This is a genomic window from Brevibacterium sp. W7.2 (assembly GCF_018137945.1).
GTDB classification, from domain to species: Bacteria; Actinomycetota; Actinomycetes; order Actinomycetales; family Brevibacteriaceae; genus Brevibacterium; species Brevibacterium sanguinis.
This window is the reverse complement of record NZ_CP073089.1, coordinates 2,004,389-2,016,657: the sequence shown is the minus strand read 5'-3', so window position 1 is coordinate 2,016,657 and position 12,269 is coordinate 2,004,389. Positions and strand designations below refer to the sequence as shown.

The window sequence follows — 12,269 nt, the reverse complement described above, 5'->3', positions numbered from 1 at the left end:
ACCGCCCGAGATGAGTGCCGGTGACGATGCATTAGTGTGGGCGTATGAGATATCCGACGGTCAGCGAATGTGTGGACGTCTTCGACTCCCTGTGGCCGCCGTCCCTGGCCGAGGACTGGGACACCGTCGGTCTCGCGGTCGGGGATCCCGACGCCGAGGTGCGCTCGATCCTCCTCGCCCTCGATCCCACCGACGCCGTCATCGCCGAGGCGGTCGTCCTCGGCGCGGACCTCCTCTTCACCCATCATCCGCTCATGCTGCGCCCGGTCTCCTCGGTGAGCGCGGGCACCCTCAAGGGCGGGGCCGTCCACACGCTCATCACGAACGGCATCGCCCAGTTCAACGCGCACACCAATGCCGACTCCGCCGTCGGGGGAGTCTCGGACGTCCTCATCGACCTCATCGGCGTCACCGACTCCTCACCGCTCGTCCCCGACCCCGCGGATCCGGCACGCGGCATCGGTCGGGTGGGCGACCTCGGCGAGCCGACGACGGTCCGCGACATCGCCCGGACCCTGGCCGGTCGACTGCCGCGGACGACGACCGGTGTGCGCATCGCCGGTGACCCCGCCGCCGAGGTGACCCGGGTCGCCGTGTGCGGGGGAGCGGGGGATTCCCTCTTCGACGCCGTGCGCGCCAGCGGTGCCGACGTCTACGTCACCGCCGATCTTCGCCATCATCCGGCGACCGAGGCGCTTGACACCGGCAATCGCGGCGACGCCCGCCCCCAGCTCATCGACGTCTCGCATTGGGCCTCGGAGGCGGTGTGGCTGGCGGCCGCCGCCGAGGCGCTCGACGCCGAATTCGCCGCCCGCGGACTCTCCGTCGCCCTCCAGGCCTCCGCCGTCAACACCGACCCCTGGGTCGAACGCTACTGACCTCTGCCCTCGATGCCCTAGGACATGACCATGCAGCTCACCGCCGATCAGCGCACCCGTCTCGAGGAGCTCATCGAGCTCACGGCGAGGTCACGGGCCCTGCGCCACGAACACGAGAACCCCACCGAGGGACCGAAGCTGCAGGAGCTCATCGAGCGGCACAAGGCGCTGAGTGCGGAGAAGACGGCCGCCGCCGAGGTGGTCGCCGGGCTCGAGAGCGAGACCGCCGAGCTGACCGCTGCGATCGACAAGCAGACGGCGCAGATTGCGAAGAAGACGACCGAGCTCAACGACGGCACGGGTCTGACGAGCCGCGACCTCGTCCACCTGCAGGAGGAGATCGCCGCCCACGAGGCGAAGGTCGCAGAGTTCGAGGACACGGAGCTCGCGACGATGGAGCGACTCGAAACCGCGCAGGCAGAGCTGGCGGACATCGAATCCCGCATCGCCGAGGTCACGGAGCAGGGACGGACGACCCAGACGGCGATCAAGGAGCGCAAGGCGGCGCTGGCCGAGGACATGGACGAGCTCGGCAGCCAGGAGTCCCAGCTCAAGGCCGACCTGCCGCCGGACCTCGTGCGCCGGTTCGAGGGCAACGTCGCCCAGGGAGGGCCGGGCGCGGCGATCATCGCCGGCCCCAACTGCCAGGCCTGCGGTCAGGAGATCAGCGGCGCCACGTGGCACCAGTGGCTGAGCGAGGACCCGAACGAAGTCCACACCTGCGAGGAGTGCGAAGCGGTCCTGCTCCGCCGCGCGTGAAGCCGAGGGCTCAGTCGCGCAGGACGATCGTCAGTCCCGCCGGTCGGGTGGCGGTCGCCTCGGCGAATTCCACCTCATAGTGCTCTGCGGCGCGGGTGACGAGTGCGTCGATGCTCTCCGGCAGCGGGCGTTCGTCGCGGAGCAGGCGGCCGACGAACTCGCCCCGGTAGAACTTCGCCCAGTGGGAGACGACGCTGCGCTTGTCCCCGGTCGCCTTGATGGCCCCGAGCGTGACGACCTGCCCGTGCGGACCCGGCCACGCCGACCGGTAGTCGCTCGAGCGGCAGTCGAGGATCACCTCGGCGTCATCGACGGTGAAGGACTTCGCGAGGATCGGCTTCCACCACGAGGACAACCGGCCGAGCTGGCCGAGGTCGGTCTTCATCGCCAAGCGGTACGCGGGGATCGGGTCGAGGCCGCCGACCTGACCGAACACCGCGGAGAACACGTGGACGTCGCGGAGGCGGTCAGCGAACGCCGCATCGGTTTCTGCGAGGGCGACGAGATCGGCTGCGCCCATCGCCTCGAAGAGGACTCCGGTGTAGGTGAGCAGGGCTGGAGCGCACGGCTGCTCGTCGATGGTGACGTTACGGGCGACCTCCTCGGCGAGTGACTTGCCGACGCCGAGGGCGGTGAGCGCATCCTTGCGCTTCGAGGCCTTCTTCAGCGCTCCGAGCACCTGCCGTCGCTTGGCGGTGAGATCCGGGGACGACAGAGCGGCCAGGTCGAGCGGTGCGCCGGTCGCCGGCGGGGTCTTGCCTTCGGAGGGAGGGAGGAGGATCTTCACCCCACCATCGTAGGCGGCAGGGCCGACACGCCCCCACCCGGTCCGTGTTGCCTTGGTCACCACCGGGTGGGAGGTCGCCGTCGCCTGCGGCCGATCCGAGTAGACTGGGAGGTGAGGACAGGTCACCAGACGGCCGCGGCCTTCGGGCTGAGGAACGTCCGGGCTCCGCAGAGCAGGGATGGTGGGTAACACCCACCCGGGGCAACCCGCGGGCAAGTGCAACAGAGAGCAGACCGCCCCGTGAGACGATGCACATCGTGTCGCGGGGTAAGGGTGAAACGGTGGTGTAAGAGACCACCAGAGTGCCGGGTGACCGGCGCTGCTGGGTAAACCCCATCCGGAGCAAGATCAGACAGACGGCGTTCGAGGCTGCTCGCCGAGCCGTCGGGTGGATTGCTTGAGGCCGCTGGCAACAGCGGTCCCAGATAGATGGCCGTCAGTCGAGAAGGGCAACCGACTCGATGACAGAACCCGGCGTATCGGTGGCCTGTCCTCCTCAGTCACCTCGTCGTGCCGTGACGTCACCACGTCGAGTTGGGACCGCTCAGCTCTCGCCCTTCTTCACCCGCGCCTTGCCGTCGTTGACGGCGAGGATCGCGGCCCCGACGATGCCGGCGTTGTTGAACATCTTCGCCGGGCACATGAGCGCGCGGGTCTTGATGAGCGGCAGGAACTCATCGTGCTGCTTCGAGATGCCGCCGCCGACGATGATGAGGTCCGGGGCGACGAGCAGCTCGACCTGGGAGTAGTACTGCTGGAGGCGGCCCGCCCACTCGTCGTATTCGAGTCCCTCGCGGACCTTGACCGATTCGGCCGCCTGCGTCTCGGCGTCGCGGCCGTTCATCTCGATGTGCCCGAGCTCGGTGTAGGGGACCAGCCGGCCCTGGGTGAACAGCGCGGTGCCGATGCCGGTGCCGAGCGTCGTCAGCAGCACGGTCTTCTTCCGGTACTTCCGGCCGGCGCCGAAGACCATCTCGGCGAGTCCCGCGGCATCGGCGTCGTTCATGATGAAGAACTTCCGGCCGACGTGCTCGCGGAGGATCGACTGGATGTTCGAGCCGATCCAGCTCTGATCGAGGTTCGCGGCGTAGTGGACCTCGTCGTCACGGACGACACCGGGGAAACCGCAGCCGAGCGGGAGCGCATCGAGGGACGACCGGTCGTCGACGACCTCGAGTTCGAGGGCACGCTCGACGAGGAGCTCGACCACCTCGGCGATGGCATCGGCGACCGCCATCGGCGTGCTCGGCTTCGGGGTGAGGACCCGGACCCGCTTGAACGCGAGCTGACCGGTCGCCGAGTCGACGAGCGCGGCTTTGATGCCCGTGCCGCCGATGTCGATGCCGATCGCGAAACGGGCGGGGGAGTCGTCAGTCATGCGTGTCCTTGGGGCTCGGGCCTCCGGCGATCGCCGTGTCCGGATCGGGGAGGGTGAGGATGTCGGCACCGGTGTCGGTGACGACGATGGTGTGCTCGAACTGGGCGGAGCGCTTCCGGTCCTTCGTCACGACCGTCCACGAGTCGTCCCAGACGTCCCAGGCCTCGGTGCCGAGGTTGAGCATCGGCTCGATCGTGAAGATCATGCCCGGCTCCATCACCTCGGCGTGGGCCGGGGCGGCGTCGTAATGGGGGACGATGAGCCCGGAATGGAACTCCCGTCCGACCCCGTGCCCGCTGTAGTCGCGGACGACGCCGTACCCGAAGCGCTGCGCGTACTTCTCGATGACGCGGCCGATGACGTTGATCTCCCGACCGGGCCGCACCGCCTTGATGCCGCGCATCGTCGCCTCCCACGTCCGCTCGATGAGCAGACGGGACTCCTCGTCGATGTCACCGACGGCGAAGGTGAAGTTCGTGTCTCCGTGCATGCCGCCGATGAACGCGGTGATGTCGACGTTGACGATGTCGCCGTCGACGAGCTCGGTGGAATCGGGGATCCCGTGGCAGATGACCTCGTTGACCGAGGTGCACACCGACTTCGGGAACCCGCGGTAGCCGAGCGTCGACGGGTAGGCGCCGTGGTCGGCCATGTACTCGTGGGCCACCCGGTCGATCTCATCCGTCGTCACTCCGGGGGCGATGATCTCGCCGACCGCGGCCAGCGCGTTCGCGGCGATCGTCCCGGCGGTGCGGACGCGCTCGATCTCCTCCGGCGTGTAGTGGTTGCCGCCGCGGCCCTCATCGGCATCGGCGCGACCGACGTATTCGGGGCGGGTGATCGAAGCGGGGACCCGACGTTCGGGAGAGAGCGTTCCGGGCGTGATGAGGCGAGGCTGGACAGTCATGATGGTCACGATTCTAGAGCCCCGGCGTGTCGATATTCCACCGCGCACCCGCACCCGTGACCCCGGGTGGAGGCGCGGAAGCATAGACTCGAGGGTGAGCAATGACGACGGAATCGACGCAGGAGGTGTGATGAGCGAGCGTTCGGATGTGTCCGGTGGGGAGTTCTCCGGACTGAGCGAGGTGGTGAGCCTGACGAGCGCCCCTCAGCAGATCGCCGACCACATCCTCTCCGGCATCGCGGTGGGAGCCCTGCCGGAGGGCACCCTGCTGCCCGGCGAACGGGCTCTGGCCGCTGACCTGCAGGTGTCGCGCTCCAGTGTGCGGGCGGCTCTCGAGCGGCTCGAGCGCCTCGGGGTCGTCGAACGTCGTCGAGGTCGCGGCGGCGGCACCTTCGTCGCCAACGTCGAACCGGCCACCCTGGCCCCGATGGCCGGACGCATCGAGGAGTTCTACGCCGAGCGCAAGAATCTCCTCGACGCTCGCGCCGTGTTCCAGAACGGTCTGGCCGCGACGGCGGCGACGCGGCGGACGGAGGACGAGCTCGCCGAACTCCGGGAGCTCGCGGCGGTGTACTCCGAACGCGCCGAGGCGGCCGCCGCCCGCACGGCCGATGCGCGGTTCCATTTCGCCATCGCCCGGGCCGGACACAATCCCGAACTCGTCCGCATGGCCATCGACATCGACACCCGGATCAACGCCGGCTTCCGCCACGACCCCTTCTCGCACGAGCTCTTCGACCGTGCGGTCATCGACCATGCCGCGATCGTCGAGGCGATCGCCAACGGGGACGCCGAGGCGGCCGGGCGGCTGTGCGAAGAGCACTTCCGCTCGACGACGATGCCCGACCAGGGCTGACCGCGCCGCCGGAATACTGCGGACATCCTCGGGGCGCCGCCGAGTGCGCCGGCGGAACGCCGTAGAGCGCCGCCGAGTGCGCCGCCGGACCTCCGTGGGTCGTCGCGGACAACCTCGGGGCGCCGCCGGGACTACGCAGAGCGCCGCGGACAACCTCGGGGCGCCGCCGGGACTACGCACAACCTCGGGGCGCAAGAACAACCCTGAGCGCGCCGCACACCCCATCGCTCGACACACACCCCTGAGCACAGCGAAAGGCACCCGCAGCTCCACATCCACCGCGTGCACGGGGAGGGTGTGGAGCCGAGGGTGCCTTTCGGGACAACCGCCGCCGGACCGCGCGCCGCTGTCGGGCCCGAGCGAGGCCCGACGCCGGCGCGAGCAGCCTTCGCCGCGCCGTCAGCCGGCGCGCAGCCTGAGGCGACCGCTCAGCCGGCGAACGCTCAGTTGGCGAGTCGTCAGCTGGCGAACGCTCAGTTGGCGAGTGCGTGCTCGACGGAGACGGCCTCGAGGCCGAACGCCTCGGCGACGTTGTCGTTGGTGACGTGACCGTTGTGGACGTTGAGTCCGCGGGCGAGGCCGGCGTCGTTCGACAGTGCCTTGTGCCAGCCCTGGTCGGCGAGCTTGACGGCGAAGGGCAGGGTCGCGTTCGTCAGGGCCGCGGTCGCGGTGTTCGGCACGGCGCCGGGCATGTTCGCCACGCAGTAGAAGATCGACTGGTGGACGACGTAGGTCGGGTCGTCGTGCGTCGTCGGGTGCGAGCCCTCGAAGCAGCCTCCCTGGTCGATGGCGATGTCGACGAGCACCGAGCCGGGCTTCATGCCGGCGACCATCTCGTCGGTGACGAGCTTGGGAGCCTTCTTGCCAGGGATGAGGACCGAGCCGATGACGAGGTCGGCGGTCGAGAGCGACTTCGTGATCTCGTACTTGTTCGACACCTTCGTCGCGATCGCTCCGCCGAAGGTCTCGTCGATCTGGCGCAGACGCGGGATGTTGATGTCGATGACCTCGACGTTGGCGCCGAGTCCGAGGGCCATGCGCGCGGCGTTCGTGCCGGCCACACCGGCGCCGATGACGACGACATTGGCCTTGTCGGTGCCGGGGACGCCGGAGAGGAGCACGCCGCGGCCGCCTTCGGCCTTGAGCAGGCTGTGAGCGCCGACCTGCGTCGAGAGGCGTCCGGCGATCTCGCTCATCGGCGCGAGCAGCGGCAGGCCGCCGCCGTCGGGCTGGACGGTCTCGTAGGCGATCGCCGTGGTGCCGGCCTCCATGAGCGCCTTCGTCAGCGCTTCGTCGGCGGCGAGGTGGAGGTAGGTGAAGAGGATGAGGTCCTGGCGGAGGAAGCCGTACTCGGAGGCGATGGGCTCCTTGACCTTGAGGACCATGTCACCGGCGGCCCAGGTGGCGGCGGCGTCGGGGGCGATCTTCGCGCCGGCTGCGATGTACTCATCGTCGGTGATGAATGATCCTTCGCCGGCTCCGGCCTGGACGGTGACCTGGTGACCGCGGGAGACGAGCTCGTGGACGCCGGCGGCGGTGATGGCGACGCGGAACTCGTTGTTCTTGACCTCTGTGGGCACTGAGATGCGCATTGGGATTCCTTCTTTCATGGCGCCCCATGGGACGGGACAGATTCGGCTCTGCGGGGCAGCGACCGAGGGTACATCTCACTCTAAGCTCGTGAAGGTTCGCGAGGCAAACCTTTACGTGCCCATTTCGTCATCAATCTTGCGGAATCGGTTGTCCACAATGCGAAAGAATGGGGAAATCCGCGGAACTGGTACCACCTCGAGGCATCCTCGGTGGACCCCTCGCAGCCGCCGGGGCACTCCGGGGAATCGGCAGCGGTCACCGGCCGACACCTCGGCGAACTCCCTGTCAGGAGGCCCGTGAACCGGTAAGCTGGCCGGTGTCAGGGCATCATCTCACCGACGACGAAAGGCCTGTCATGGGACTGTTCAAGGATATCGACGAAGCGAACGCGAAGTGGTACTTCAACACCGCGACCGGTGAGGTCGAGCAGGGGCTCGTCAGCGATTGGACCCATCGCATGGGCCCCTACGACACCGAGGCGGAGGCCCGCGACGCCCTCGAGCAGGCGAAGAAGCGCAACGAGGAGTGGAACGAAGCCGACGAGAAGTGGAACGGCTGATCGATGTCGAAGCAGGAAGAGTTCGTCCTCCGCACCGTCGAGGACCGTGACGTCCGGTTCATCCGGCTGTGGTTCACCGACGTCCTCGGCGGTCTGAAGTCCGTGGCCGTCGTCCCCGCCGAACTCGAAGGCGCGTTCTCCGAGGGCATCGGCTTCGACGGGTCGGCGGTCGAGGGGCTCTCCCGAGTCTATGAGGCCGATATGGTCCTCAAGCCCGATCCGTCGACGTTCTCCCTGCTGCCGTGGCGCGGGGAGACGGAGCCGACGGGCCGGATGTTCTGCGACATCCACGTGCCCGGCGGGGAACCGGCGAAGGCAGACCCCCGCTACGTCCTCAAGCGCACGCTGGAGAGCGCCGCGAAGAAGGGCTTCACCTTCTACGTCCACCCCGAGATGGAGTTCTACCTCTTCCGGTCCGGCAACCTCGACCTCGGCAACGGCACGCTCGGCGCCCCGGTGCCCGTCGACACCGCCGGATACTTCGACCACGTCAACGGCGGGACCGCGAACGACTTCCGGCGCTCGGCGGTGACGATGCTCGAGGCGATGGGTCTCTCGGTCGAGTTCTCCCACCACGAGGCGGGTCCGGGACAGAACGAGATCGACCTGCGCTACGCCGATGCGCTGACGATGGCCGACAACATCATGACCTTCCGCTCGGTCATCAAGGAGGTCGCGATCGCCCAGGGCGTCTACGCCTCGTTCATGCCCAAGCCGCTCGCCGACCACCCGGGCAACGGCATGCACACCCACGTGTCCCTCTTCGAGGGGGAGAACAACGCGTTCTTCGAACCGGGTGCGACCTATCAGCTCTCGAAGATCGGACGCCAGTTCATCGCCGGCCTGCTCCACCACGCGGCGGAGATCACGGCCGTGACGAACCAGTTCGTCAACTCCTACAAGCGCTTGTGGACCGGCCACGAAGCCCCGTCCTACATCTGCTGGGGACACCGGAACCGGTCCGCGCTCGTGCGGGTTCCGCAGTACAACTCGGGCAAATCGTCTTCGGCCCGCGTCGAGTACCGCGGCCTCGACTCCTCGGCGAACCCGTACCTGTCCTACGCGCTGCTCCTCGCCGCCGGGCTCAAGGGGATCGAGGAGGACTACGAGCTGCCGGAGGAGGCCGAGGACAACGTCTGGCTGCTCTCCGACACCGAACGCCGGGCGATGGGCATCCGCGCCCTCCCCGCGAGCCTCGCCGAGGCACTCGAGATCATGGAGGGCTCCGACCTCGTCGCCGAGACCCTCGGCGAGGAGGTCTTCGACTTCTTCCTCCGCAACAAGCGACAGGAATGGGACGGCTACCGCGCTCAGGTGACTCCGTACGAGCTCAGCAAGCACTTCTCGTCGATGTGATCCCATGGCGCGCCTGACCTCCCGCACCCCGGCGACGACCGCCTCGGCGAATCGCTTCCTCGGCGACATCGACGACCTTCTCGGCCAGCCCCTGGCCACGGATTCCCGCTTCGTCGATCTCCTCGAGGCCACACCGGATCCGCACGCCGGCGCGCTCGGTCTCCTCCGGGTCCTCGAGGAAGCCGAGAAGGACGCTGAGAAGAATGCGGCGACCGACACCGACGTCCCGGGGCCGGAGACGACGACCGCCGAGGCGGAGGCGGGTTCATCCGTCGGCGCCGAGGCGGGGGAGGGCTCGCCCGCTGGCACCGAGGCGGCGGCGAGCGGGATCGCCCGCTTCGTCGACGCGGCCCGGGTCGACGGCACGGGCACGGTCGCCGAGGACGAGCTCGACCGGCCGATGCTCGCCCGCCTGCTCGGGGTCTTCGGCACCTCGGAGGCGATGGTCGACCACCTCGTGCGGCATCCGGATTCGCTGCCGCTGCTCCTCGAACGCTCTCCGTACCTGATGATCTCGACCCCGCAGGCCTCGGCGAGTGCGCTGCGGGCGACCCTGCTCGAATCCGTCGGCGCCGATCCCGACTCCGACGCGCCGGTGGCCGCCCGGACGGGCAATGAGGGGATCGCGCGGATGCGGCGGGCCTACCGCGACGTGCTGCTGCGGCTCGTCGCCGATGACCTCTACTCCGATCAGCCCGAGCAGATCGTCGACCTCGTCACCGCGGTGCTCTCCGATCTCGCCGCCGCGGCGATCGAGACCGCCCAGGCGATCGCCCGGGCCGAACTCGACCCGGAGTCGACCGTACGCATGGCGGTCATCGCGCTCGGCAAGACCGGGGCGCGGGAGCTCAACTACGTCTCCGACGTCGACGTCGTCTTCGTCCAGGACTCCGAGGCGACCGAGGAGCAGCGGACACTGGCCACCGAGGTGGCCCAGCGGATGCGCTCGATCCTCTCCGATCCCGAGGCCGAACCGGCCCTCTGGGAGCTCGACACCGCCCTGCGACCCGAAGGCAAGGCCGGGGCGCTCGTGCGCACGCTCTCGGAGTTCGAGCACTACTACACCGACATCGCGAAGAACTGGGAGTTCCAGGCCCTCCTCAAGGCCCGGGCGGTCGCCGGCGACCCCGCGGTCGGCGCCGCGTTCACCGAGACCCTCTCACCGCTGGTCTGGGAGGCCGCCGGGCGGGAGGGCTTCATCGACGGCATCCGGGCGATGCGCCGTCGTGTCGTCGACCTCATTCCCGCCGCGGAGGCGCCGAGGCAGATCAAGCTCGGCCGCGGGGGACTGCGCGACGTCGAGTTCTCCGCGCAGCTCCTCCAGCTCGTCCACGGGCAGAGCGATGACGAGATCCGCTCGCCGAACACCCTGCGCGCCCTCGACGAGCTCGGGGAGCACGGGTACATCGGCCTCGACGACGCCCTCGTGTTCTCCTCGGCCTACCGGTTCATGCGCGTCGTCGAACACCGGGTGCAGATCCCGCGGATGCTGCGCAACGCCCTCATCCCCGATGACGAGGCGAAGCTGCGGACCCTCGCCCGCTCCGTCTTCCCCTCCGGCTCGCGCACCGGCACCCGACTCGAGGAGAACCGGCGCGACTTCGCCAAACAGGTCACCCGGCTCCACGAGCAGATCTTCTACCGACCGATCCTCGACGCCGCCGTCGGCATCCACGGCGAGGTCGTCGACGCCCACCACCGCGGAACGAGCCTCAAGGCGGCCGCCGACCGCCTCCGCGCGTTCGGCTACCGCGACCCGCAGGGCGCGCTCGGCCACATCAAGTCCCTGACCACGGGGATGTCGCGCACCGCACTCGTCATCAAACAGGTGCTGCCGGCGCTCCTCGACTGGTTCTCCGACGGCGTCGACCCCGATGCTGCCCTGCTCTCCTTCCGCCGGCTCACCGATTCGCTCTCGTCCTCGGGCTGGTTCCTCAAGATGCTCCGCGACTCCGGGCTCGCCGCGAAGTCCGTCGCCGAGGTGCTCACGCTCTCCGGCTACGCCACCGAACTCCTCCTCCGCCAGCCGGCAGCGGTCGCGTGGCTCGACGACTACGCCAGTCTCGCCGCGCGGGATCAGCAGGTGCTCGCCGCTGAGGTCGACGGCCTGCTCCACCGCCACGGCGCCGAGGCGATCACCCGGATCCGTGAGACCTACAGTCGCGAACTGCTGCGGATCGCCCTGCGCGACGTCCTCGACGTCGGCGACCGCGCCGCGGTGCCCGGCGACCTCTCCGACCTCATGGACCTCACCGTCGACGGCGCCCTGCGCGCCGTGCGCCTCGACCTCGACGACGCCTCGGTGCCGGAGTACGAGTTCGCCGTCGTCGCGATGGGACGGTGGGGCGGCCGGGAGATCGGGTACTTCTCCGATGCGGACGCGATGTTCGTCTACCGCGCGGTGTCCGACGACCTCGACGCCGAGGCCCGCGCGAAGCTCGCGAAGCACGTCACCAAGGTCGCCCTGCAGCTGAGCTCCCGGCTCAAAGCCAGCGAAGGCGCCCGCGGCATCGAGCTCGACGCGGATCTGCGACCCGAGGGGAAGAACGGTCCGCTCGTGCGCACGTTCGCCTCCTACGAGTCCTACTACGCGAAGTGGTCGCAGCCGTGGGAGGCCCAGGCCCTGCTGCGGGCGCGGCCGATGGCCGGCGACGCGGGGCTGAGGGACGACTTCACCGCGCTCATCGACCCGCTGCGCTACCCGGCGGAGATGCCGTCGAAGGCGCTCACCCAGGTCCGCACCCTCAAGGCGCGGATGGAGGACGAGCGGCTGCCGAAGGGAGCGGACAAACGCCGACACCTCAAGCTCGGCCGAGGCAGTCTCTCCGACGTCGAGTGGACGGTCCAGCTCCTCCAGCTCCAGCACGCCCACACGGTTCCCGGCCTCCGGACGACCTCGACGCTGGGTGCCCTCGACGTCGCTGCGCAGGAGGGCCTCATCCCCGTCGAGGACGCCGCTGAACTCGCCGCGGCCTGGCAGCTGGCGACGAATGTCCGCTCGGCCGTCATGCTCTTCCGCGGCCGCACTGCCGCAGCCCTGCCCGACGAGCACTCGGAGCTCGAGGCGACGGCGCGGCTGCTCGGCTATCCCGCCGGCGGGGGTCGCGAGCTCGAAGACGACTACCTGCGGGCGACCCGCCACGCCCGCGCGGTCATGGAGCAGCGCTTCTACGGATTCTGACCCGCCGCGGGCGCT

General features: G+C 69.2%; 10 protein-coding genes and 1 other RNA gene. 7 read left to right on the top strand and 4 right to left on the bottom strand.

The genetic code is table 11. The features are described from left to right. Nucleotides 1-44 precede the first annotated feature (44 nt). Nucleotides 45-878, top strand: a complete 834-nt coding sequence (locus tag J9315_RS09000; protein ID WP_211977610.1) for a Nif3-like dinuclear metal center hexameric protein — start codon at nucleotides 45-47, stop codon at nucleotides 876-878. A gap of 24 nt (nucleotides 879-902) precedes the next feature. Beyond that, nucleotides 903-1,637, top strand: coding sequence for a hypothetical protein (locus tag J9315_RS08995; RefSeq protein WP_249120858.1), 735 nt, complete (start codon nucleotides 903-905; stop codon nucleotides 1,635-1,637). Between the two features lie 10 nt (nucleotides 1,638-1,647). Here the strand turns inward: J9315_RS08995 and yaaA are convergent, their stop codons facing one another. Continuing rightward, entirely contained in the window at nucleotides 1,648-2,424 is a 777-nt protein-coding gene (gene yaaA / locus J9315_RS08990) for a peroxide stress protein YaaA (RefSeq protein WP_211977602.1), read from the bottom strand. Between the two features lie 117 nt (nucleotides 2,425-2,541). Between yaaA and rnpB the strand changes: the two genes are divergently transcribed. Further along, an RNA gene (rnpB, locus tag J9315_RS08985) (RNase P RNA component class A) lies at nucleotides 2,542-2,919 on the top strand. A 49-nt stretch (nucleotides 2,920-2,968) separates the two neighbouring features. Here the strand turns inward: rnpB and ppgK are convergent. Both ppgK and map read right to left on the bottom strand, forming a co-directional pair. Further along, nucleotides 2,969-3,802, bottom strand: coding sequence for a polyphosphate--glucose phosphotransferase (ppgK, locus tag J9315_RS08980; RefSeq protein WP_211977599.1), 834 nt, complete (start codon nucleotides 3,800-3,802; stop codon nucleotides 2,969-2,971). Then, nucleotides 3,795-4,709: a type I methionyl aminopeptidase gene (map, locus tag J9315_RS08975; RefSeq protein WP_211977596.1), complete on the bottom strand. Its 915-nt coding sequence runs from the start codon at nucleotides 4,707-4,709 to the stop codon at nucleotides 3,795-3,797. The genes ppgK and map overlap by 8 nt, the downstream gene beginning before the upstream one ends. Nucleotides 4,710-4,839: 130 nt before the next feature. Between map and J9315_RS08970 the strand changes: the two genes are divergently transcribed. Further along, complete coding sequence (locus J9315_RS08970) at nucleotides 4,840-5,565, top strand: FCD domain-containing protein (protein WP_198498726.1); 726 nt, start codon at nucleotides 4,840-4,842, stop codon at nucleotides 5,563-5,565. A 473-nt stretch (nucleotides 5,566-6,038) separates the two neighbouring features. Here J9315_RS08970 and ald read toward each other — a convergent pair whose 3' ends face one another. After that, nucleotides 6,039-7,157, bottom strand: coding sequence for an alanine dehydrogenase (ald, locus tag J9315_RS08965; protein WP_211977587.1), 1,119 nt, complete (start codon nucleotides 7,155-7,157; stop codon nucleotides 6,039-6,041). Nucleotides 7,158-7,513: 356 nt separating this feature from the next. Between ald and J9315_RS08960 the strand changes: the two genes are divergently transcribed. Genes J9315_RS08960 through J9315_RS08950 form a run of 3 tightly spaced genes read left to right on the top strand, consistent with a single transcriptional unit; the run spans nucleotide 7,514 to nucleotide 12,254 of the window. Further along, nucleotides 7,514-7,717: a hypothetical protein gene (locus tag J9315_RS08960; protein WP_211977586.1), complete on the top strand. Its 204-nt coding sequence runs from the start codon at nucleotides 7,514-7,516 to the stop codon at nucleotides 7,715-7,717. Nucleotides 7,718-7,720: 3 nt separating this feature from the next. Then, entirely contained in the window at nucleotides 7,721-9,073 is a 1,353-nt protein-coding gene (gene glnA, locus J9315_RS08955; RefSeq protein ID WP_211977584.1) for a type I glutamate--ammonia ligase, read from the top strand. Between the two features lie 4 nt (nucleotides 9,074-9,077). Next, complete coding sequence (locus J9315_RS08950) at nucleotides 9,078-12,254, top strand: bifunctional [glutamine synthetase] adenylyltransferase/[glutamine synthetase]-adenylyl-L-tyrosine phosphorylase (RefSeq protein ID WP_249120857.1); 3,177 nt, start codon at nucleotides 9,078-9,080, stop codon at nucleotides 12,252-12,254. The last annotated feature ends 15 nt before the right edge of the window (nucleotides 12,255-12,269 follow it).

What these genes read in the sequence shown, in the direction of transcription:
- glnA (WP_211977584.1), top strand. Translation starts at nt 7,721, where the DNA reads ATGTCGAAGCAGGAAGAGTTCGTCCTCCGCACCGTCGAGGACCGTGAC.
- J9315_RS08960 (WP_211977586.1), top strand. Translation starts at nt 7,514, where the DNA reads ATGGGACTGTTCAAGGATATCGACGAAGCGAACGCGAAGTGGTACTTC.
- map (WP_211977596.1), bottom strand. Translation starts at nt 4,709, where the DNA reads ATGACTGTCCAGCCTCGCCTCATCACGCCCGGAACGCTCTCTCCCGAA.
- ald (WP_211977587.1), bottom strand. Translation starts at nt 7,157, where the DNA reads ATGCGCATCTCAGTGCCCACAGAGGTCAAGAACAACGAGTTCCGCGTC.
- J9315_RS08950 (WP_249120857.1), top strand. Translation starts at nt 9,078, where the DNA reads ATGGCGCGCCTGACCTCCCGCACCCCGGCGACGACCGCCTCGGCGAAT.
- J9315_RS08995 (WP_249120858.1), top strand. Translation starts at nt 903, where the DNA reads ATGACCATGCAGCTCACCGCCGATCAGCGCACCCGTCTCGAGGAGCTC.
- ppgK (WP_211977599.1), bottom strand. Translation starts at nt 3,802, where the DNA reads ATGACTGACGACTCCCCCGCCCGTTTCGCGATCGGCATCGACATCGGC.
- J9315_RS08970 (WP_198498726.1), top strand. Translation starts at nt 4,840, where the DNA reads ATGAGCGAGCGTTCGGATGTGTCCGGTGGGGAGTTCTCCGGACTGAGC.
- J9315_RS09000 (WP_211977610.1), top strand. Translation starts at nt 45, where the DNA reads ATGAGATATCCGACGGTCAGCGAATGTGTGGACGTCTTCGACTCCCTG.